This is a genomic window from Sulfolobus islandicus Y.N.15.51 (assembly GCF_000022485.1).
Classification (GTDB): Archaea; Thermoproteota; Thermoprotei_A; order Sulfolobales; family Sulfolobaceae; genus Saccharolobus; species Saccharolobus islandicus.
The window spans coordinates 817,930-839,203 of the sequence record NC_012623.1; the positions used below are offsets into that span (position 1 = coordinate 817,930).

Genomic DNA, 21,274 nt, shown 5'->3' on the forward strand with positions numbered 1-21,274 from the left:
TCTATTCTCGTTAGAAAAATTGTAAAAACTCCCCGATAGTGTCGTCGTTAAGCTACAAATTCTGGGATTAACCTTCTCTCCCATAAGACTAGGGCTATGGAGTACATCATGGTGCGAATGCTCCTATTTACTGCCTTCGTTGTTCTCTTGAATCTAATTAGCCTATCCCTTAATGAGGAATGAAAGGACTCGTTCGGGTTAACTGGCGAGACAACCGTGTGGTCTTTCAACCAGAAGTACAAGTTATAATCATCGCTCACCCATCTACCCTCGTCAGGCAAATACTTTTTGACCTCAAGGAAAGTACTCTCATCCCTATCCCCCACAGAGTAAATGAGGTAAACTCCCAGCTTCGTGTACACGTAACAAGTGAAAACCCACTTGTAAAAAGCCCTAGCATTCTTGTACAAGTAAGTCCACATCTCATCAACAACCTTAGCAACAACCTTACCCTTGACCAGCTCCTTAGCCCTACCCCACAACTCAACCAACTTCTCATGCTTTTTCCTACCATAACGCTTAATCCAAGTGAAAACAGTACCAAGAGGTACGTTAAGCACCCTAGAAATAGCCCTCATACTCATACCATTAGCATACATTCTCAAAGCCTCCTCCCTCAACTTCCTAGAATGATGATGATAACTAGCATCACCCAAGAAGTACTTACCACAATCCCTACACAAAAACTTCTGCCTACCCAAAGGCCTACCACACTTAACAACATGATGACTACCACAAGAGGGACAAGAAACGTCTTGCCTAAATACAGGCTTCCTACCCATAAGTAATACTCGTTATACAAATATAAATAACTTAACGACGACACTACCAAACTCCCCAGTTTACTGAAGGAAAATCTTAAACTACAATGTCATTATTACTTCTTATTCTTAGCCTTGAAATATTGCTTGTAAACTAATTCTTTAATCAAGGCAATCTTTTGTTTTTCCATTCTTTGATGGGCATTTTTTGGTGTATGACCTCTTGCCATTTTGTTTCATTATATGGTATAGATAAAGTAGAATAAAAATTCTCAATATCCCTCAATAGATATAAGTTATACAACTATATACTATTACTCTACCATTAATCCTGCTAGGATCTCTGATTTTTTTGTTGAATTACCTAGCTCTTACGTTAACGGGAACAGTATTAACAAATCTGTTAATCCTGATGGGTAAGAATTAGAAAGATGCTTTTTGCAGCGCTGTAAGGCTATTTACATACTTCTTAATCCTACTTAAGGTTTATTAAGGAGATTTTACACGTTAAAATATTGTGCAAAAACTCCAGAATACTGAGAAAATACTGATAATTTTATCTCACGGCTGTGCAACTTTAGAGAGCCTTGAAGAGAAAACTAGAATACCGCGTGATGAGTTACTAGTATACTTAACGAGACTGTACAAGAGGGGGTTAATTTATCGTAAGTGGCAGAAATATGGAGGTAAAAAGTTCAGGGAATACTGTTTAAAATATCGTGATGAGTTAGGGTAAACTGGGGAGTTTATTCTAAAATTTTAGGTGCATATTTTTCATAATACTGTTGAAGCTCTATGTCGCTTATAACAAAATAATGATCCTGTAAAATTCGGAACTGTTGTGGTGGAACTCTACCTTGTAATAGGTTCACAATCATAGGACTTGCTCCCTGCTTAATCATGTAAGACGCGAAGAAGCTACGTAAATCGTAAAGACGGAACTCTTTTCCCAGAACTTTTTTCATTGCCTCTTTAATTTCGGCTCTTAAGATGTCTTCCCTAAATGGGAATAGTTTGAGTTTCCATTCCTCTATATTAATTCCTTGCTCGGGGTTTGCCGCTGCTAATTTCCTTATAGAATCTTCATATTTCCTTACGAATTCCTCACGGTATGGTAGATATTGTTCCTTAACCCATCTAGCCGTACTTTGGTGTAAGAACGATATATACGCCCTCTTAGTCTCGGACTCCTTCATAATTTTGATAATTCTGTGTTCCAGGTCTATCTGGTCTACCTTAAGGCCTAGAACTTCCCCTACTCTCAAGCCAGTTTCTATCAGTAATAGAAATAAAGCTCTAGCCCCCAAATCATTAATATTATTGAAAATTTTCTTCAGAGTATCTAATGATAAAGGAGGAGGCTTGTAAATAAACTTCCTTTTAGGTAGTTTAAATGAATCGTAAAGTTCCTTAGCCACCCTGGAGTTCTTTGGCTTTATTATTTCCTTAATAAATAGTTTGAGAGTCGTTGCGTAATGCCTGGCCCTATTTAAGTTCTCACTCTGTAGATCCAGCATATATTCCTTAATCCTTTCAGGAATAAGCTCATAGTTTAGGTCAGCTAATATTCTCCTTATATTTTGAATATGCTCATCTGCAGTCTTCTTAGCCCTATTTTCTCTAACAAATTTTTCAAATAATTCTATATCGTCTTTCGTAACGATATAAGTATTTGACGCAGACTTCAGATAATCGCCTAAATACTGCCATATTAAACTTATGAAAAAGTTACGGAATCCTTCATCTCTTACTGCTTTAATGATAACACTTAAAGCAGTAGTAGGATCTATTTCCACTATCCTAAATCCGTAAATTATGTCTGAGAGCTCCTCAATTGTAAGTAGTTCTGCAGCTTTCTCAATAATATCGTTAGGAATCCTCTGAATCTTTCCATTAATGTACCTATTTAAAGTACTCCATTCCTAATTTCTTCGCAGTATAAGATAGACCCTCTTTTTCTACAGCTTTCTTTAAAATTTGGATTTTTTTACTATCATCTATGTTTTCTACGTTAATTTTTGGCATAAAATGTATATCCCCTCTGTGTATTCTACGTAGTTGCAAATTTAACGCAGACTGTTGCATGAAGGTAAAATTTCTCTAAAAGAAGAACGTAAAATAAGGGCTCGGGCCGGGATTTGAACCCGGGACTTCCGGGTCCACAGCCCGGCGCTCTTCCAGGCTGAGCTACCCGAGCCAGCCGCTATTCTATATCATTATCTAATTCATTTTAAACTCTTCTTTTATCATCTCTTTAACTGCTCCTTTACTATATCCAATATCTTTCTCGCTACCACCGTCTTAAAATTCTTTTCTATCTTCCTTACATTACCAGCCTTATCTATAACTATAACTTCATTATATTCAGATGAAAATCCTATATCCTTCCTCCTAACATTATTCGCCACAATTAAATCAAATCCGCGTCTTCTCATCTTAATTTTGGCTTTCTCAATCAACTCCTCATCAGAATTTACAGTCTCTGCGGAAAAACCTACTAATAATATATTGTACTTCCTTATATATTCAGAAATTTTTGGTGTTCTTTCTAATTCAACTTTTGGTATTTCTGTATGGCTGTCTATCTTAGTATCAGATCTATTTTTAAACTTATAATCAGCAGGAGCTCCCGCTAAAATTACAACACTAAACTTGTCATTTTCTATACTTTTTACAACTTCATTAAGCATCTCCTCAGTTGTCTCTATACGCACTATATCCCTAACGTAAGGTTCTAGCTTAGAACTTATAGGACCAGAAATAACTCTAACATTAGCTCCTCTAAAATAAGCTTCATTCGCAATAGATATCCCCATGGTTCCGCTACTGGGATTTGATATAAATCTGACAGAGTCTAAATACTCACGTGTAGGTCCAGCAGTAACTAGTATATTAAGTCCAGATAAGTCTTTTCCCCTCAAAATAAATGAGGTTATTCTGCCGGTTAAGTATTCTAATTCCGGATAGTGCGCTAAATCTCCTATTATATTTGGTTCTATTATCTCTACTCCTATCCCCTTTAACCTATTTACAGCATCTGCGACTTGAGGCGAAATATACATTTGTAAATGCATTGAAGGAACTATAATTAAGGGCTTTTTCATCCCAACGAAATTCAACGCAGTAGCAGTTATTGGTGTATCAGCTATTCCATAAGCTATCTTTACTATAGTATTTGAAGTTGAGGGAGCTACAATCATTGCATCATTATCTTCTGCCAACGAAACGTGTTCTAGGTCACCAGTAAGTTTAGTAAATACCTCATTCCCAGTAGCCCACTTAAACATCTCTGGAGAAATTAGTTTCGCTGCATCTTTACTCATGATAACGCTCACTTCTGCACCATTCCTCATTAAGCTTCTGGCCAAATCCAATGATTTATATATCGCTACACTTCCAGTTACTGCTAATAATACCTTTCTATCAACTAGATCCTTACTTACACTCCCGATTATCTTCTTTGAAGGATGCGTCATGTATGTGTGCATATATATTAACTACATTATATAAAGATATTGATATGGAGCTCGCTGAAAAAGATAAAGGAAGAGATTTCACACTAAGAAATGCAAGAATGGATGATATAGACCAAATAATAAAAATAAATAGACTAACACTACCAGAAAATTACCCATATTATTTTTTCATTGAACATTTAAAGGAATACGGCCTAGCATTTTTCGTAGCCGCAGTTGATGATAAAGTAGTAGGATATATAATGCCTAGAATAGAATGGGGATTTAGCAACATTAAGCAGCTACCCTCATTAGTTAGAAAAGGACATGTGGTTTCAATAGCGGTATTAGAAGAGTATAGAAGAAAAGGAATAGCTACTGCGTTATTAGAAGCCTCAATGAAAAGCATGAAAAATGACTATAATGCTGAGGAAATATATTTAGAAGTAAGAGTTACCAACTATCCTGCAATTGCTCTATATGAGAAACTGAACTTCAAGAAAGTTAAGGTGCTAAAAGGTTACTATGCTGATGGAGAAGATGCCTATCTTATGGCAAGACAACTCTAGCCAGTTTTACCTCACCTTTTTCAGAATCATATTTAGCATAATATCCCTTACTGAAATTACCGATAGATATAACCTTTGTGTTATTTATATAATACTCCTCTTGAACCTCAGAATGAGCATGAAAAAGAATCTTAGGTTGATTAGACAATACCTTAGCCATAACCTCTTGAGAACCAACTTTAACACCACTTATAATCCCAGTGATTGAGCCTTTAGGGGGATAATGTGAAATCACAATATTTGTTGAGAAATCTGAGGAGATATTGAAATACTTTTCGAGATATTTATCAGTATTTCTTAAATATTTTAACACTGAAACATCCTCCATATCCCCAATTATGCCTATAAAATTTCTTATAAACTGAGGGCACTCAATATCCCCTAATCCAATAAAAAGATCAGCATCGAACTCATTTACCAAATTTATAAGATCTAAATTACACGGAAATCCCGCTATGAGGATTATCTTTCTTGCTATACCATTCATCTAGATAATATATAGCTAATGAGGATGCTATAAGATCAGCTGTTGACCCTGGATTAAAATTGTTTCCAATCAAATACCCATTAAGCCACTCTAACTCATTAGAAGATGGACAATCGTTAGAGGAAACAACTCTGGCAACCTTAGACACTTCTAATGCAGCATAAGCTCCATATTTTTTATAAATTAAAGTATCTGGATAATTTGAGAGTATATACAAAAACGCTCTTTGCACATCTCTTTCAAATCCACACAGTCCTTCCTTTATAACGTTATATGCATCAAAGGTTATGGAATAATCATTGACCATATTTAATGCTACTATATCATATTTAGATGAAAACTCCATAAGCGTAAAAAAGTCCACATTTTCTATCTCCCTATAATCCATTGAACTTAATCTACCTAAATATTTCAAATTTACCTCTTTTAATGCATCGAGAAACCATTTAGCCTCTAGAACTCCAAAACTCCTTATAAGTTTAGCAACTTTTTTCCTCAATTCAAAAACGTTATCACTCTTAGCAGCCTCGTATGCAAAGGGCGCAATTAAAAGATAGGTACCAAATAACTGATATTCAAATCCAAATTTCCTAGAATGATTTATCAATTCAACTAACGTATCATAAAGCCTCCTAATCCCCTTAAATCCCCTTACGCACAACTCTTTATAATACGTAGAAGAAATTAACGCACTTTTCACTATATCAATATATTTCACATTAGCAAGATCTTGAAATCTACTTGCATTACCTGGTTTAAAAATATAGGATTCTACAAGCGAAGCTTGAGATAAAATATAAGAGACATCATTACAGTGGTCTAATAAACCCTCTGACATCCCTATCACCAACAATCACAACGTTCTCCTTCTCACACCTCATTAATAAACCCTCAATCTCAGCTTGTCTCTCTCCAAATAAAACTGATGAAAAAATACCCTCATAACTTATTATTTTAGAAACGTTATATTCGTTATTACCTAAAACATACGCAATAGAAGGGTAAATTAAAGCTTCATAATCACCTGAAATATGAGCTCTAAATCTCACCTTACCTACTTTTTTACAAACATCATTACAGTATCTCCAAGGTTTATCATCAGCGAAGAGTACAGAAATCTTCATACCCTTGTATATCCCTCGTCTCCTATTATCATATAATAAATTTGCGAAATCTATACCATAATTCTCATTAGCCTCAATAATCCACTCATAATCTTTTTCAAATCCGTCAAAAGATTCAATGAAATCTAAGGCGCCCTTGCGCCCATATATTATTATATCGATATCAGAATTGTTGTGATAATTATCTAGTAAAATAGATCCAGTAACACCTACATTATTTACTCTTACGTATTCTTCTATAAAATTAATAAGAGTATAGATTATATTATCCCTAGCACTTTTCTTTAGTATCTCTTGTAATCTTTCTTCAGGTTTTAAATGTCTAGAAATATTAGATAGAAGAACTATAGGAAAGGATGCATCATAACAACTCTCAAAACTAAACATTTGATTAATCTTAATAAGATTATGGACACCATATTTCTTAAATATCCTCTCATATCCTTTCCAAAGACCTTTACCGGTATAAACATATTTCAAATAAGCAAAAACATAACCGGGGGGATTATAGTTAGTTAAAATGGTATATACATTGCCCTCTTTATCGATTATAATGTCTCTATCAAAGAAATAATCTCTTCCCATTCTTTCAACCTCACAAACGAGATTGGAGTCCCACTGCTATCCAACATGTTAATATAATGACGTAAAATTCCACCAAAGTATGCATTAGCAATAAACGCTGCACCGACTGCAGCCTCTTTAAACTTAAATTCATATTTCTCACCAATCTCTAAAGAATTCTTATTATATCCAGATACTATAATTGGTAACTTATACTTCTTACTATGCCATTCCACTACAATCCTAACAAGCTCTAAATTCCTACCAACACTATAAACAGTTGACTTATCAATCCTAGAATATTTATGAAGAAGATAAGCTATCTCTCCATCTAAGCCAGATAAATATGTCCCACCATAGCCATCAACAATTTTACCGTTAATAACGATAACAATTGCTGCAAATCTTCTTCCCATTTCAACTAGAATAAAATCATCTAGTTTAAGATAAACCCTATAGAAAAACGCAGAAGCAACTTTGTCTGCAGTACCCTTATCTATGACGTTTATCTTCCTTTCATGAGGTACACTGTCTAGCTCAATTACTGAGGGAATCGTAAAAGAATTGTATAAAGGCAAATATTGCTTTGAAGCTAATAGAAAATCCCTTAAAGGACCGTGAGATAATGGATCTTTTAGCGTAAGAAGAAATATTTCTCTATTGTCAATTTTTCTAATGTTATAAAAAGGTAAACCATGACCAGAAGGTAAAGCCACTGCTTTAGGTCTATAATCCGCTATCAATTTAGCTAAAATTATAGCGTTTTTCTCTACAAGATCTGTAGGTATCTCAAAATATTTAACCAAATTCCCCATCTCATCAACAAAGGCAAAAGCGTAACTTTCACTACCTGGATCAATACCGATATAAATCATCAGTGGCTGCCTCGCCATATCATTATTTCAAAACGGCTTTTCATCATCATCAAAATCAAGATAGTGCAACACAAATATATAAAGCATAGTATTCTGACACCTTACCTAAGGCTTTATATCACCTTGATATATAAACTAAGAATCTTCAACGCGCCGCGGCCGGGATTTGAACCCGGGTCAGGGGCTCGACAGGCCCCCATCCTAGACCACTAGACTACCGCGGCAATTTCACGTATGCATGAGTATCTACTAATAACTTACTTAAAAAGCCTTCGCTCGTTGAAATCCTCAGATAATATATAATAAATTAAATGAAATGGTAGCGGGGCCTGGATTTGAACCAGGGACCTCGGGGTTTCCCAACGCGTGCTTTAAAGAGTATATGAGCCCCGCGGCCTTACCAGGCTAGCCCACCCCGCTATTCTACCCCGCTATTTTAAGATATAATTTGTAGTACCTTTAAAGTTATTGTTATCCTTTCCGCTAGAATAACTTACTCAAACTTAATTCTTGAGCTATTCGTGTCTTCATTATAAATTCATAGCTATCTAAATAATAAGATAGAGTTACTTATGCACCAAATAAAAATATGCTACAACTATCAAGAAGATAGCGAAAAGAGGGCCACGTTTAATCCTCACGAAAATATTTATTAAATAAAAATGTCATTACATTTTTAGCTCATGAGTTATTAAGCAGTTATGAAGGAGTAATTGTTAGTTTATCGCCAGAAAGAGTGCCAACAGTCTTAAGAGGAATGATACCAGCTATAATGATAGGAAGGGCTAAAGCGTTATCTATTTAATAAACAGGGACCAAATACGATGCGTACAAAACACTTTCAAAAATTGGTAAAAAGAAGGCCTTATTAGAAAAAGTTCAACTTAATGTCACTCCAGAAAATGAGACTATAAGACTAGCAGTATCTGTTGGGAAATTAGTTATTAATAATCAGACTAAAGCCAAGATTTGTTAGGACATGATTTACTAGTAACAACTAAAGATGATTACGTCATTTACGCTGGTAGAGTCAATCCTAATTAGACTAGAGTAGTTGTAGGGCAAGGAGGCTATGCTGCTACTAAAATACATAGGCAAAAAGTTCTACACAAGAATTCAGGGAATACTTAGAAACACATTAAATACTATAGCTCCGTTCCTTCTTTTTTATTACTTAGAAATTTATTTAGAAATTTATCACTATATTATCTATTAAATTTCTCTTTGCAATTTTATTCTATCGAGTCCAGTTTTCTCACTATATAAGTAGATAATTAAGAATGCTCTTTTTCCAGTTACAAGGTAAATATTGACATACAAGAAAAGCACCATAAGTTGTACTTAAACTAGATCGTAGGATGATCTAGGGATTCTCTACATCGAGTCTATTTAACTGAGGAGTTTAAGGGCTTAAGGAATCACTTTAACTTTTTCGTCGAGGTTCATGAAATAACTCATAATATTAAGGATCTTTTTACGTCTAATCATATGCCTCTTCGGATGAACTAAATCATGCTCTAAAATCAAGAATAACATATAAAGAAATCTTTCTACGATGAGATTTAAATAGTGGAAAATACAATAGGGATTTTGGCCTTAGACTGAATAGAAGCAATTAACACTTTGTTACAGTTATACTAATTGGAAATATAATCAAAATAATAGAAATTTATAAGCGCCGGGGACGGGATTTGAACCCGTGCGGGGAAACCCCCACTGGCTCTCCAGGCCAGCCCCTTAGTCCGCTCGGGCACCCCGGCACTCTATATATTATATAGAAGGGTAAAAAGGTTTATATTAATTGTATCTCGATGTAAACATCTTCTGGTACTCTGACTCTCATTAATTGTCTCATTACACGTTCGTCTGCTGCAATATCTATTAATCTTTTATGTACTCTCATCTCCCATTTTTCCCACTTTTTCCTTCCTTCTCCATGAGGAAGTCTCATTATTGGAACTTCCAGTTTGCTAGTTGGTAATGGTATCGGACCCCTCATTTCTATTCCTGTTTTCTCAACGATACCCCTTATTTGTGTTATAACATAGTTTAAATTCTCCACGTTAGTACTCCATAAGCGAATTCTAGCTTTTGTAGGCATAAAACCACCAATAAAAAATTAAATTATTATTTGATTTCTACTTTGGCTGGTTTTACATCAACAATTATACCGACTCCAACAGTCTTACCCATATCTCTCATTGCGAATCTGCCTAGTGGTGGAAACTCATTATACTTCTCTACACATAATGGTTTGATTGGTTTAAATTTGACTATTGCTACATCTCCTTGTTTTAGGAACTGTGGGTTCTTTTCTGCCTCTTGACCAGTTCTCGGATCTAATTTAGACACTAATTCTGAAACCCTACATGCTACACTTGCAGTATGAACGTGAAGTACTGGTGTATAACCATTTGCCAATGCCGTAGGATGCCATACTACTATTATTCTTGCAGTGAATTCATCAGCAACAGTAGGTGGATTATTTGGATGACCTACAACATCTCCTCTCTTTATATCTTTCTTTTCAACACCTCTAACGTTAAATCCAATATTGTCACCTGGTTCCGCTTTATCCATCTTAGTATGATGAGTCTCTATGGATCTAACTTCACCTACTTTGCCCGCTGGCATAAATACGATCTTATCACCGACCTTTAACACTCCACTTTCTACTCTACCTACTGGTACAGTACCTACTCCGGATATAGAGTAGACGTCTTGAATTGGAATTCTTAATGGTTTGTCTACTGGTTTTGGTGGTAACTCTAGCTGATCTAAATACTCTTCCAAGGTAGGACCGTTATACCACTTCATATTTTCTGATTTATGAGTTATATTATCGCCACTGGGTGCAACTACTGGTACAAATCTAACCTTATTTGTATTAAAACCATAACTTCTCATAAATTTGCTGACTTGATCAACAATCTCCTTATAACGTTTTTCATCATACGGTGGTTCTGTTAAGTCCATTTTGTTTACTGCCACAATTAATTGATCTAGACCCATGGTCTTGGCTAGAATTATATGCTCTCTTGTTTGCCCTTCTACGCTCATTCCAGCTTCATATTCACCTTTCTTAGCAGAAACTACTAGAATTGCAGCATCTGCTTGGCTTGCACCAGTTATCATGTTCTTTACGAAGTCTCTATGGCCAGGAGCATCAATTATTGTAAAGAAGTATTTCTTAGTTTCAAATCTCATGAACGTTAGATTTATTGTTACACCTCTTTCTCTTTCCTCTTTTAATCTATCTAGTAGGAATGCAAACTTCTCAGATTCTTTACCTAACTTTTTGGCAGCCTCTTCTGCTTCCTTTACTGTTTTTTCGTCTATGAAACCTCTATCCATTAGTAGCCTTCCCACTAATGTACTTTTACCGTGATCGATGTGACCTATTACTATTAAATTAAGGTGAGGCTTTTGAGACATTTATAACACTCTCTTAACCGATATAGTGATAGAGTTAATAAAAGTTTACCTTGAGCTTAAGGCTATTCTTTCTATCTCTTCTTTTCTTTTAATTGCAAAACTCTTGGGGTCATTATTTGCTGCAGCGATTATTTCTTCCGCTAATACTTCTTCAATAGGTTTTGGATTATTGAATGATGAATCCTTGGCACCAGTAGCAATATGCCTTAAGGCTAAGTCTATTCTTCTTTGTGGAGCTACGTCTACTGCAACATAATACACTATACCACCATACATTATTCTCGTAACTTCTTCTCTAGGTGCACTATTTTCTATGGCTCTAACTAATACTTGTATTGGATTTTGACCAGTTTTTAAATAAATTATGTCAAATGCCAATTTTACAATATTATACGCTAAATGTTTCTTTCCTTTATTTCTACCGGGTCTCATTATTTGATTTATTAACCTCTCAACTATTGGAACCTTAGCCTTACCAAATCTTCTATGTTCATGCCTACCTCCGGTATGAGGTAAATAAACTGGCATTAGAGAAATGTACTTCTTTAGGCTAGGGTCTCTGATTTCAACTTTAGTATCCCACTTACTAAATACTTTGATATCTAATTGTAAGTTCTCTAAGGACATCTATTTGTTACCTCTTAATGGTATCTATGATTTGGATATTTAAATTTATGATACATAAGTATATGCAGTGTATACGTGATGAGTCTTCAGCCAATTAAGGACGAGGATTATATAAAAGTTAATTCCGTTGATGCGTTCTTTATGCCTCTTCATGGTATACCAACTATAGTATGCTATTTAGAAGATGGAAGACAATTTTATCTATTTAGTGTACCCGCAGAAATCGTTATAGCAATAAATAAAACAAAAGGAAATAAAGAGGAGGAGTTTGGCGATAAAAGAGAAAATATATATGATATTATCTCATTTATCCCTGAAATTATGGAAGAGTTTTCTAAGCATATAGAAAAAGTTGTAATAGATGATATGATAAGAGATACGGGAGTTTATGTTGCTACAGTTGAGTTTAAATTTGATGGTGTGATAATTCAGAAAAGAATGATACCAAGTCATGCAATATTTCTTGCTATAATTTCGAATAAACCAATTTTTGTCAAGAAAGGGTTAGTTGATGAACAAGAAAAAGAAAGTAGAGAAGGTCAACAAAAATTTTAAAATTACCCATCTTACTTTTTATATTTATAAATAGATAGTAGCCTATTATCTATAAAATCTATTTATAAAATATTTATCTAACTGGCTTTTGCTTCTTGCCTTTATATAACGCGTCTAAAGATACACCATTTACCATTATAACTTTGTATCTCACTCCAGGCAAGTCACCCATCGATCTACCTAATGTACCTCCAATTCCGGTAATTACGACTTCATCATGTTCATCAATGAAATTAACACCACCGTCCCCGGGTACGAATGCAGTAACAACTCTACCATTTCTCACTAACTGAACTCTTACACACTTTCTAACCGCTGAATTTGGCTGCCTTGATTCTATTCCTACTTTTTCTAAAACTATTCCTCTCGCCATTGGCGCTCCTCCTAAAGGATCGTATTTTTCCTTTAACTTTAGTATCTTGGTCTTATACTTTCTTTGACTCCTTCTGAATTTTAACCTTTTTAGCCTTAATTTCCTAGCCGCGTATATTCCCTTAGGTGATTTACTCTTACTCACTTTCTCCAACCCCTTAAACTATTACTACATTATCAATATCCATATACCTCTTTAAAATTAGCTTTGCTCTTGCAACATTCCTTCCATTCTTACCTATTGCCAATCCTTTATCTTGAGGATCTATACTAATATATACTGACTTTTTAGAACTAGTATTTACTACTTTTACGCTTCTAACTCTAGCTGGACTCATCAAATTTTTTACTAGTTCTTCTAAATTATCACTATAGGCCACTAATTCTATATCTTTACCTATGATTTTCCTTAACTTCTTAACATTAATACCGCTTTTACCTATTGCAACTCCCATATCTTTTGAATCGACTAGAAATATTATCCTATTATTTTCATTATCGATTATACAATCCCTTACGTTGGCTCTCGTTACTTCTTGAAACAGAGAAATATAACGTATTTCCTCTGGAGTTAATTTAATTTCTGGCAGAAAAAATCACCTCTCCTTTATAATATCCAAAATTTTGGAATTTCCCTCATCAATAATGCTTATTGTGGAAATCATAAATGGTTTGCCACATAGTGTTCCAAGATCCCAACCACTACCTTTATACTCATATACGGGTACGTTAGATAGCTTTGCATAATGCAATATATCTTGCTTAAGATCTCCTCTTAATGTTGATGCGACAATTACCATCTTCACTTTACTTAATTTTATGTATTTTATAGCTCTCTTGGCACCAAAAATAACTTTACCCGTCTTTAAAAGAGATTTCAACTCTCCTTCAAATGAAACTTGTTGTTCTGACACTTTTTATCACCTTAATATCGGCCTCATTGTTAATTCAACCATTCCGGTACCTAGTTTAATCGGATGGCCAATTATAATGTTTTCTACTACACCTTTAAATTCTTCTACATCTCCTCTAGCTGCAGCATCCAAAAGGTGTTTTACAGTAACCTCAAATGCGGCTCTTGCCAACACACTATTCTTCTCCCCAGTTACACCATGCCTACCTATCTGTCTTACGACACCTGTTCTAGTCATCACATCCGCAACCAGCAATATGTGTCTCATGTCAACATCCAAACCTTGTTCTGCTAATACTTTACTAATTTCTCTAATTATAATTTCCCTTGCAGCCTCTATTCCAAATACCTCCTCGATCTCACGAATATTATTAGTTTCTACTTTGGCAATATCAACTCCTTTCACACTTAGAACACCAGATAGATTTGAACCATCTGTTAGAATAATATATTCATCGCCTTTTTTCTGAACTATTGCACGTTTTATTCCCTTTATTCCCTTTATTTTAGTATTAAGTATCTTATCCCTTAATTTAAACAGTGCAGCTATACTATCTATATTAGCGAAACTTATATTTAATGTATTACCCTCAGATTCATCTATCACAAATTCTCCTAATTTCAATCTATTTATAGCTTTTTTAACGTCGTCTACAGTAACGCCTTTGTCTTTAAGCATTTCATTATCAAGTTGGAGAATAATCGACATTGAAGCTATATCAATACTTGTTGAACTAACTACATTCTCTATTTTTGTATACTCTAATTTTCTAGCAACTTCTAACGCTTTTTCCTTATCGTGTTTGTATTCATCAGTCAAATAAATGGTCATCATTGGAGTTGATGGAACTTTTTTTGCGTCTACAATTTCTATTAGTCTTGGAAGGCCTAACGTTACGTTCAACTCTCTTATACCCGCAAAATGAAAAGTCCTTAATGTCATTTGTGTACCTGGCTCTCCTACTGATTGTGCGGCGACAATTCCAATAGCCTCTCCTGGAGCTATTAGTCCTTCACTATACTCTTTAATAGCCAAATCGAAGATTTTGTCAATTTCATCTCTAGTAACCAGTACTTCCTTGTTAGATATCAAATTTTTCAAATCTTCCACAATTTTTTGAGGAAGAATGTTGGAAGCCTGTTTCACTTTCTCTTCTAAATAAGATTTATCCTTTTCATCAATCACGTTTTCCACCCCACGACTCTTTCAAATATCCTGTTTACATCTACCGTTTTACCATGAGCTGAATACATGGGAAATACACCATCATCGCCATACGCTACTTGAATAACTTCGCCATATAAACTTCTTACAGTCCCATCATATTCAGCCCTTAAGTCCGATAAGGCGTTTATTAATCTTCTTTGCATATAACCGCTCTGTGAAGTTCGCACTGCAGTATCCACTAGACCTTCCCTGCCTCCAGCAGCATGGAAGAATAATTCAGTTGGCTTAAGACCTGTTCTAAATGAGGAATATATAAAACCTCTAGCTTCTGGTGAGATGTCATAAGGTTTAAAGTGAGGCAAAGTCCTTGTCATATACCCTCTTTTTATCCTTTCACCTCTAACTGATTGCTGACCTAACATAGCAGCCATCTGTGTTATATTTAATACGCTACCTCTGGCTCCAGTCCTTGCCATTACGTAAGCGAAATTAAATGGATCTAGATATTTACTTGCTATATCGCCAGCAGTGCTTCTTAATTTATCTAATGTATCAAGAATATAGTTCTCTAAACTTTCCTCTAAAGTTCTCCCGGGTATTGGTTCTAACTCTCCATTTTTATACTTTTGTATTAGATTATTAACTTCCACCTTAGCCCTATCTATTTCATTGTAAATTTCTTTCTTTACATCGTCTCCTAGAGATACATCTTCAAGTCTCATTGTAAACCCTTGTAATTCAACAAATCTAATAAATACTCTAAATAGATTATCCATCAACCACTTACCATATTCATCTGAATATTCTTTAATTAACCAATGGAGAATACTTTCTGGTTGCTGGTTGCCTATAGCCTTTTTATCAAACACGCCTTCTAATAATATTCCGTTCTTAATTACTACATACGAATCGTGTGGACAATCCTCATTCTTACATAATCTAGGGCCACTGCTAACGTTAGCTTGGCCGTGGAAATTAAAATCTTTAGGTAGGAAAGCACTTACTATTTGTTTCCCAGTATAATACTCTCTAGGTGCTAAAATTGCGGGTTCTCCAAGATCAATTTTAACATCTGCTACACCTAATATTTGCTGGGCTTCTTCTTTAGTTAGTAATGTAGTTTTTACTGTTAGTAGATATGCACCACTTATATAATCTTGAGCAGCTCCTATAATTGGACCACCATATCTTGGGGTTATTATGTTTTTATGTACAAGCATTATTTCCTTGGCTTCCGCTATTGCCTCTTCTGACTGTGGAACGTGTAAGTTCATTTCGTCTCCATCGAAATCGGCATTATATGGAGGACATACAAGCAAGTTTAACCTAAATGTTAACCCTTTTAGTACTCTAACTCTATGAGCCATCATTGAAATTCTGTGAAGAGAAGGTTGCCTATTGAACAAAACCACATCTCCATCAGTTAAATGACGCTCTACTACATATCCGGGAGCCAAAGTTGATGCAAGTTCCTTTCTATCTTTAACATATCTTAAATCGATTCTTCTACCATCTGGTCTAATCACGTAATTAGCACCAGGCCATTTATCGGGGCCATTAATAACAAATTGTCTTAGTTTTTCTATATTCCATGGGGTTATTCTTTCTGGAACTGTAAGCGTTCTAGCTATAATCTCTGGGACTCCTACTTCATCAATACTAATATTAGGATCTGGAGATATCACCGTTCTGGATGAGAAATCAACTCTTTTACCAGATAAATTACCTCTAAATCTACCTTCTTTCCCCTTTAATCTCTGTGCAAGTGTTCTTAATGGCCTTCCTGATCTATGCTTAGAAGGAGGTAATCCCGGGATCTCATTATCAAAGTAAGTTGCAACATGATACTGTAAAAGATCCCACAGATCTTCTATTATTAGCTGTGGAGCTCCGGCATCTATGCTCTCTTTCAATCGTTCATTAATCCTAACTATATCGACTAGCTTATGAGTTAGGTCGTCCTCGGCTCTTATTCCACTCTCTATCATGATAGAAGGTCTAATTGTAATTGGAGGAACTGGAAGAACAGTTAATATCATCCACTCTGGCCTACTGGTTGTAGGATCGTAGCCCAATATTTCGACATCGGATTCTGGTACTTTCTCCAATCTTTCTCGTATATCGGAAGGTGTTAGTTTTGCTACACCTTCTTTCCTCTCTTCATAGAAATTATACGGTTTCTCTAACTTTATCTTGAACTGCTTTTCGCCACAATGTGGACAAACTTGAGCTTTCATTGCAGTCTTCTTTACGTATTCAGTTAACCTCCTGGCTGCAGATGGCCATCTTTTCTTTATTGCATTATATATTCTAGAATATTTCTCTATTTCGTCTTCAGAAATTTTAACTCGACCACACCTTCTACATGTAGCCTTTAGAAACTCATATACATGTTTTACAAAGCCTACATGAATTACTGGTCTAACTAATTCTATATGCCCGAAGTGTCCAGGGCAGTTACCTAAAGTATTACCACAAGTAGGACATTTCTGCCCAGGTTCTATAACACCTAACCTAGGGTCCATTACACTACCTTCTATCGGAGTCCCATCTTCATCGTAAACGTCTGGAGTTATTATTGCGGTCACTGACATCTTTCTTATTTCGTCAGGAGAAAGTATTCCAAATTTTATTCCTTTTATATTCTTTTCACCCATTTCCTTTACCCCCACTCAATCCAACCCTATCCTCTAAAATTAATCTAGGTGAGATAATCATACTCATTAATTCTTGAATTAAAAGCTTAAATGCATAAGATACAGTAACTGGGAACAGGTTACTCTTATCACCATGTATTGGACATATATATTTATTCTTATTCTTATCGTACCAACCTATATAACCGCATTGATCGCAAACGTAAATTGTTGTCCTATCAGAGTTATCTAATAACCTATCCTTAAGGAGCATTGCAGTACCAAAACCAATTAAACAATCTCTTTCCATTTCTCCAAATCTCAAACCACCCTCTCTCGCTCTTCCTTCAGTTGGCTGTCTTGTTAAAATTTGGACTGGACCCCTAGCTCTGGCGTGAATCTTATCTGCTACCATGTGATGCAATTTCTGATAGTACACTACTCCAAAGTATATTCTAGATTTAATTTTCTGTCCACTACGACCATCATACGTTACTTCGGTAGCGTCTGGTAAATACCCATATTTCAAAATCTCATTTTGTAATTGTTCTATAGGTGTCTTGTAGAAAGGCGTAGCATCTACAATATTCCCAGATAATGCAGCATATTTACCAGCTATTCCTTCCATAATTTGGCCTAATGTCATTCTAGATGGCAATGCGTGAGGATTTAATATTACATCAGGCACTACACCTTTAACAGTATATGGCATATCAACCTGTGGTATAAGCATACCAATAACACCTTTTTGTCCATGTCTACTGGCGAATTTATCACCTATTGAAGGTACTCTAAGATCTCTTACTCTTACCTTAACTAGCTTATTGCCCTCCGCAGTTTCAGTAATTAAAACTAAATCTACGATACCCATTTCACCATGTCTAGTAACTATTGAGGTATCACGCTTAGCTTGCTCTGGAGATAATTCTTTAAATTCTTGTAAGAATCTCGGAGGACTAACTTTACCTATCAATACATCTCCTCCTTTCACTTCGACCTCAGGTGAGACTACTCCGTTGTCCTCTAGAAGTCTATAGTATTCTTTGCCTTTATATCCTCTAACACCTGGTTCCGGCATTACTATTTTGTCTTCTTGACCTCCAGGATATTTTACCTCCTCCGTTGAGTAAAGTCTAAAGAATGTAGACCTATACATTCCTCTCTCAACGGAGGATCTATTCATAATTATCGAATCTTCCATATTGTATCCAGTAAATGATATTACAGCTAGGATAGCGTTATTTCCGGCTGGTCTGTTCGTATAGCCTATAATATCTAATGCCCTAGTTTGAACTAAAGGTCTTTGTGGGTAATGGAGTAAATGCGCTCTTGTATCCGTACGTAACTGATAATTCGCTGCATATAGACCTAAAGCTTGTTTCGCCATAGCTGACTGATATGTATTTCTAGGAGATTGATTATGCTCTGGGTAAGGTATTATAGACGCTGTTATGCCCAAAATAGCTGGAGACCATATCTCTAAATGAGTATGCTCTGGAGTTAAGTCACTAGGTTCTAAAGCAACATAAGCGTTCTCCTCTTCTTCCGCATCTAGATACTCTATCTTCCCTTGTCTAACAAGATCGTCAAAGGTAATAGAACCAGAGTCTAACTTTTCAATATCTTCTCTAGTTACCAACGGGTTACCGTTAGAAACAATTATAAGTGGCCTTCTAACTCTTCCAGAATCACAATTTACATGAACTTCATTAATGAAATCTGTAACTATATGACCTACATTTACCTCATCGCTAATTTCTCCATTTCTCCTTCTTTCCCTGATCTTCTTGGCTAATTCTTCCCCATCTCGATAATAGCCTACTAATCTTCCGTTAAGTATAACTTTAGACCATTTTAGATATTCATTCTGATCCTCTCCGCCTTCCGTTACTCTTCTTATAACCTCCTCCACCGGAACTACTCCCATTTCGTATAGTGTTTTTTCCACAATCCTCTCATTTATTCCTACTGCAATTTGAGCCATTAACGCTAAATTCTTAACTAGTCCACTATTTGGACCTTCTGGTGTTTCAAAGGGACACATCCTACCCCATTGCGTACCATGTAAGTCTCTAGCCTCGAAATTAGGTTGACCCCTTGCTAATGAGGATATTACTCTCCTCAGATGGCTTAACATAGAAAGCCAGTTAGTTCTATCAAGTAATTGACTAACTCCAGTTCTTCCCCCAACCCAGTTCCCAGTAGCTAATGCGTGCCTTATTCTTTCTGTTACGATATCTGGTCTAACTAATGCTTTTAAAGCTAGCTTCCTACCTCTTACCTTAGATTTTTCTAATTGGTACGTTAAATCTTTTACGAAAGCTTTGAAAGCTACTCTAAATAATGACGCGAATAAATCTCCGGCTAATCTTAATCTTTTATTAGCGTAATGATCTTTATCATCAGGTTCCCTTCTACCTAGATATAGTTCAATAACTTTTGATATAGCATAAGCTAAATAATATGCTTTCTTTCTTCTATCGTCTGCCGAAGTTCCTAAATGAGGTAGGAAGTATTTATCAATTATTTGTTGCGCTTTTTCTATCCTATTCTCTCTCTTTTGACCTATTGCTACTCTACTACCTATAAAATCTAGCGCATCATCAACATTAGCTATAGAACTTGCTTGTTCTAAAGAGGGAAATAATTCGTTCTGAATCTCAGGATCTAATGATACTGCGTATACTATGTCCCTGTCAGTTAATATACCAAGTGCTCTCATTAGAATAACAAACGGAATTTTACCTGGAACTGCTGGAAATGATACGTGAAATGTGCCATCTTTTAGTCTTTCTATCGTAACAGGTACTCTGTAGCCTGCGGTACTCGAGATAATTTTCGCTGTATGCGTGATATTTGATCCCGTCTTTCCTGTATCTACAAGAACTCTATTTGGAGCTAAATCTTCTTGAGTTACTATAACCCTTTCGGACCCATTTACTATGAAGTAACCTCCAGGGTCTTTAGGATCCTCACCTATCTCAATTAGCTTATCTAGAGTATACTGTGATATTGGATCTATTGCTGATTTAAGCATTATAGGTAAGTCTCCTATATAAACCTCCTCTGGTTCTGCTTCAATATTGTTTTCAACTGGAATCATTGTAAGCCATAGTGGAGCAGCATAAGTCAAGTTCCTTAATCTAGCCTCCATTGGACTGATCTCCCTTTCTCCCCTATCTGATTCCCTAACTCTTGGTTTTCCTATTCTTATCTTGCCTAATCTAACTTTCAAACCTGGAATTTCTGTCGGTATTTCTCCTTGCTCATCAATGATCTCTTGAAGCTTGTTTCTAACAAAGTCATTGTATGAATCCAGATGTTGTCTAACTAAGCCCTTGGATTTAAAGTAGGCTTCGATAACTTTCCATTTTTCATCAATGCTTAAATTAGATGACAACTCATTCACCCACTAATTACATACCTATACGAGACAACTTCTCCATATAATTGACTCTTCCTTATAATTCTAATTATATCCCCTGGTTTCGCATTTATACTTCTAGCAACGGGATCTGAGGCCCTTATCCAAGGCAATTGTTCTGGCCTAATTCCTAATTCTTTTAGAATTTTATACGCTTCATCGATACTAAGTACCTCATGCTTAGGTACAAGATAATGAATTCTTGGATCAATTTTCCTATTAGATGATCCTCTCATTATTAACCATTATTCACATACTACATTTGGTTAATAAGAGTTTTACTCTGACTTACTTAATAGGCTATATAAT

General features: G+C 35.5%; 19 protein-coding genes, 4 tRNA genes and 1 pseudogene. 3 read left to right on the forward strand and 21 right to left on the reverse strand.

All coding sequences use genetic code 11. From position 1 onward, the window contains the following. Positions 1-47 precede the first annotated feature (47 nt). Positions 48-782 carry an IS1-like element ISC796 family transposase gene (locus YN1551_RS04405; protein WP_012717276.1) on the reverse strand — a complete coding sequence of 245 codons (735 nt, stop codon included), beginning with the start codon at positions 780-782 and terminating at the stop codon, positions 48-50. A 496-nt stretch (positions 783-1,278) separates the two neighbouring features. On the opposite strand from YN1551_RS04405, the gene YN1551_RS04410 reads away from it, so the two are divergent. Beyond that, the gene (locus YN1551_RS04410) at positions 1,279-1,497 is read left to right on the forward strand and encodes a DNA-binding protein (protein WP_012717277.1); all 219 of its coding nucleotides are present in this window, start codon (positions 1,279-1,281) and stop codon (positions 1,495-1,497) included. A gap of 10 nt (positions 1,498-1,507) precedes the next feature. Here the strand turns inward: YN1551_RS04410 and YN1551_RS04415 are convergent. The 3 genes and pseudogenes from YN1551_RS04415 to coaBC form a co-directional block, all read right to left on the reverse strand. Continuing rightward, positions 1,508-2,786: pseudogene (locus tag YN1551_RS04415) on the reverse strand (tyrosine-type recombinase/integrase). Between the two features lie 98 nt (positions 2,787-2,884). Next, positions 2,885-2,958, reverse strand: a tRNA-His gene (locus YN1551_RS04420). 49 nt (positions 2,959-3,007) lie between these two features. Continuing rightward, on the reverse strand, positions 3,008-4,249 hold the full coding sequence (gene coaBC, locus YN1551_RS04425) for a bifunctional phosphopantothenoylcysteine decarboxylase/phosphopantothenate--cysteine ligase CoaBC (RefSeq protein WP_012717278.1): 1,242 nt from the start codon (positions 4,247-4,249) through the stop codon (positions 3,008-3,010). Between the two features lie 32 nt (positions 4,250-4,281). Between coaBC and rimI the strand changes: the two genes are divergently transcribed. Continuing rightward, positions 4,282-4,785, forward strand: a complete 504-nt coding sequence (gene rimI, locus YN1551_RS04430) for a ribosomal protein S18-alanine N-acetyltransferase (protein WP_187146887.1) — start codon at positions 4,282-4,284, stop codon at positions 4,783-4,785. Here rimI and YN1551_RS04435 read toward each other — a convergent pair. The 10 genes from YN1551_RS04435 to YN1551_RS04480 all read right to left on the reverse strand — a co-directional run bounded on the left by YN1551_RS04435 (position 4,766) and on the right by YN1551_RS04480 (position 11,897). Further along, positions 4,766-5,272 (reverse strand): metallophosphoesterase family protein, encoded by a 507-nt coding sequence (locus YN1551_RS04435; protein WP_012714033.1) that lies wholly within the window; start codon positions 5,270-5,272, stop codon positions 4,766-4,768. The two genes, rimI and YN1551_RS04435, sit on opposite strands and share 20 nt — an antisense overlap. Continuing rightward, complete coding sequence (locus YN1551_RS04440) at positions 5,223-6,110, reverse strand: triphosphoribosyl-dephospho-CoA synthase (RefSeq protein WP_012716416.1); 888 nt, start codon at positions 6,108-6,110, stop codon at positions 5,223-5,225. The genes YN1551_RS04435 and YN1551_RS04440 overlap by 50 nt, the downstream gene beginning before the upstream one ends. Then, entirely contained in the window at positions 6,082-6,981 is a 900-nt protein-coding gene (locus YN1551_RS04445) for a nucleotidyltransferase (protein ID WP_012714031.1), read from the reverse strand. The genes YN1551_RS04440 and YN1551_RS04445 overlap by 29 nt, the downstream gene beginning before the upstream one ends. Beyond that, positions 6,945-7,835, reverse strand: a complete 891-nt coding sequence (locus tag YN1551_RS04450; protein ID WP_048052123.1) for a DUF1464 family protein — start codon at positions 7,833-7,835, stop codon at positions 6,945-6,947. The genes YN1551_RS04445 and YN1551_RS04450 overlap by 37 nt, the downstream gene beginning before the upstream one ends. A gap of 151 nt (positions 7,836-7,986) precedes the next feature. Beyond that, positions 7,987-8,059 (reverse strand) — tRNA-Asp (locus YN1551_RS04455). Positions 8,060-8,152: 93 nt separating this feature from the next. Continuing rightward, a tRNA-Met gene (locus YN1551_RS04460) sits at positions 8,153-8,255 on the reverse strand. Between the two features lie 1,256 nt (positions 8,256-9,511). Then, a tRNA-Ser gene (locus tag YN1551_RS04465) sits at positions 9,512-9,595 on the reverse strand. Between the two features lie 32 nt (positions 9,596-9,627). Beyond that, the gene (gene rpsJ, locus YN1551_RS04470; protein WP_009990464.1) at positions 9,628-9,936 is read right to left on the reverse strand and encodes a 30S ribosomal protein S10; all 309 of its coding nucleotides are present in this window, start codon (positions 9,934-9,936) and stop codon (positions 9,628-9,630) included. A 26-nt stretch (positions 9,937-9,962) separates the two neighbouring features. Further along, a complete protein-coding gene (gene tuf / locus YN1551_RS04475; protein ID WP_012711891.1) occupies positions 9,963-11,270 on the reverse strand; it encodes a translation elongation factor EF-1 subunit alpha in 1,308 nt (435 codons plus the stop codon). A gap of 45 nt (positions 11,271-11,315) precedes the next feature. Beyond that, positions 11,316-11,897 (reverse strand): 30S ribosomal protein S7, encoded by a 582-nt coding sequence (locus YN1551_RS04480; protein WP_012711890.1) that lies wholly within the window; start codon positions 11,895-11,897, stop codon positions 11,316-11,318. Positions 11,898-11,975: 78 nt separating this feature from the next. Here YN1551_RS04480 and YN1551_RS04485 point away from each other — a divergent pair, with 78 nt between their 5' ends. Beyond that, a complete protein-coding gene (locus tag YN1551_RS04485) occupies positions 11,976-12,452 on the forward strand; it encodes a bifunctional nuclease family protein (protein ID WP_012711889.1) in 477 nt (158 codons plus the stop codon). A 73-nt stretch (positions 12,453-12,525) separates the two neighbouring features. Here the strand turns inward: YN1551_RS04485 and YN1551_RS04490 are convergent, their stop codons facing one another. The 7 genes from YN1551_RS04490 to YN1551_RS04520 are packed head-to-tail and all read right to left on the reverse strand — an operon-like array spanning position 12,526 to position 21,201. After that, positions 12,526-12,969: a 30S ribosomal protein S12 gene (locus tag YN1551_RS04490; RefSeq protein ID WP_048052222.1), complete on the reverse strand. Its 444-nt coding sequence runs from the start codon at positions 12,967-12,969 to the stop codon at positions 12,526-12,528. Between the two features lie 13 nt (positions 12,970-12,982). Further along, the gene (locus YN1551_RS04495; RefSeq protein WP_029163862.1) at positions 12,983-13,414 is read right to left on the reverse strand and encodes a NusA-like transcription termination signal-binding factor; all 432 of its coding nucleotides are present in this window, start codon (positions 13,412-13,414) and stop codon (positions 12,983-12,985) included. A 6-nt stretch (positions 13,415-13,420) separates the two neighbouring features. Continuing rightward, positions 13,421-13,738, reverse strand: a complete 318-nt coding sequence (locus YN1551_RS04500) for a 50S ribosomal protein L30e (protein ID WP_012711887.1) — start codon at positions 13,736-13,738, stop codon at positions 13,421-13,423. Positions 13,739-13,744: 6 nt separating this feature from the next. Then, on the reverse strand, positions 13,745-14,923 hold the full coding sequence (gene rpoA2, locus YN1551_RS04505) for a DNA-directed RNA polymerase subunit A'' (RefSeq protein WP_012711886.1): 1,179 nt from the start codon (positions 14,921-14,923) through the stop codon (positions 13,745-13,747). Then, a complete protein-coding gene (gene rpoA1, locus YN1551_RS04510; protein WP_012714029.1) occupies positions 14,920-17,562 on the reverse strand; it encodes a DNA-directed RNA polymerase subunit A' in 2,643 nt (880 codons plus the stop codon). Before rpoA1 ends, rpoA2 begins: the two co-directional genes overlap by 4 nt. Further along, positions 17,555-20,950, reverse strand: a complete 3,396-nt coding sequence (locus YN1551_RS04515; protein WP_012716411.1) for a DNA-directed RNA polymerase subunit B — start codon at positions 20,948-20,950, stop codon at positions 17,555-17,557. Before YN1551_RS04515 ends, rpoA1 begins: the two co-directional genes overlap by 8 nt. Beyond that, positions 20,947-21,201 (reverse strand): DNA-directed RNA polymerase subunit H, encoded by a 255-nt coding sequence (locus tag YN1551_RS04520; protein ID WP_012711883.1) that lies wholly within the window; start codon positions 21,199-21,201, stop codon positions 20,947-20,949. Before YN1551_RS04520 ends, YN1551_RS04515 begins: the two co-directional genes overlap by 4 nt. Between the last annotated feature and the right edge of the window lie 73 nt (positions 21,202-21,274).

Bases quoted from the DNA above. Each gene is read 5' to 3' on its own strand.
- YN1551_RS04405 (WP_012717276.1), bottom strand. From the start codon at position 782: ATGGGTAGGAAGCCTGTATTTAGGCAAGACGTTTCTTGTCCCTCTTGT.
- coaBC (WP_012717278.1), bottom strand. From the start codon at position 4,249: ATGCACACATACATGACGCATCCTTCAAAGAAGATAATCGGGAGTGTA.
- rimI (WP_187146887.1), top strand. From the start codon at position 4,282: ATGGAGCTCGCTGAAAAAGATAAAGGAAGAGATTTCACACTAAGAAAT.
- YN1551_RS04435 (WP_012714033.1), bottom strand. From the start codon at position 5,272: ATGAATGGTATAGCAAGAAAGATAATCCTCATAGCGGGATTTCCGTGT.
- YN1551_RS04440 (WP_012716416.1), bottom strand. From the start codon at position 6,110: ATGTCAGAGGGTTTATTAGACCACTGTAATGATGTCTCTTATATTTTA.
- YN1551_RS04445 (WP_012714031.1), bottom strand. From the start codon at position 6,981: ATGGGAAGAGATTATTTCTTTGATAGAGACATTATAATCGATAAAGAG.
- YN1551_RS04450 (WP_048052123.1), bottom strand. From the start codon at position 7,835: ATGATTTATATCGGTATTGATCCAGGTAGTGAAAGTTACGCTTTTGCC.
- rpsJ (WP_009990464.1), bottom strand. From the start codon at position 9,936: ATGCCTACAAAAGCTAGAATTCGCTTATGGAGTACTAACGTGGAGAAT.
- tuf (WP_012711891.1), bottom strand. From the start codon at position 11,270: ATGTCTCAAAAGCCTCACCTTAATTTAATAGTAATAGGTCACATCGAT.
- YN1551_RS04480 (WP_012711890.1), bottom strand. From the start codon at position 11,897: ATGTCCTTAGAGAACTTACAATTAGATATCAAAGTATTTAGTAAGTGG.
- YN1551_RS04485 (WP_012711889.1), top strand. From the start codon at position 11,976: ATGAGTCTTCAGCCAATTAAGGACGAGGATTATATAAAAGTTAATTCC.
- rpoA1 (WP_012714029.1), bottom strand. From the start codon at position 17,562: ATGGGTGAAAAGAATATAAAAGGAATAAAATTTGGAATACTTTCTCCT.
- YN1551_RS04520 (WP_012711883.1), bottom strand. From the start codon at position 21,201: ATGAGAGGATCATCTAATAGGAAAATTGATCCAAGAATTCATTATCTT.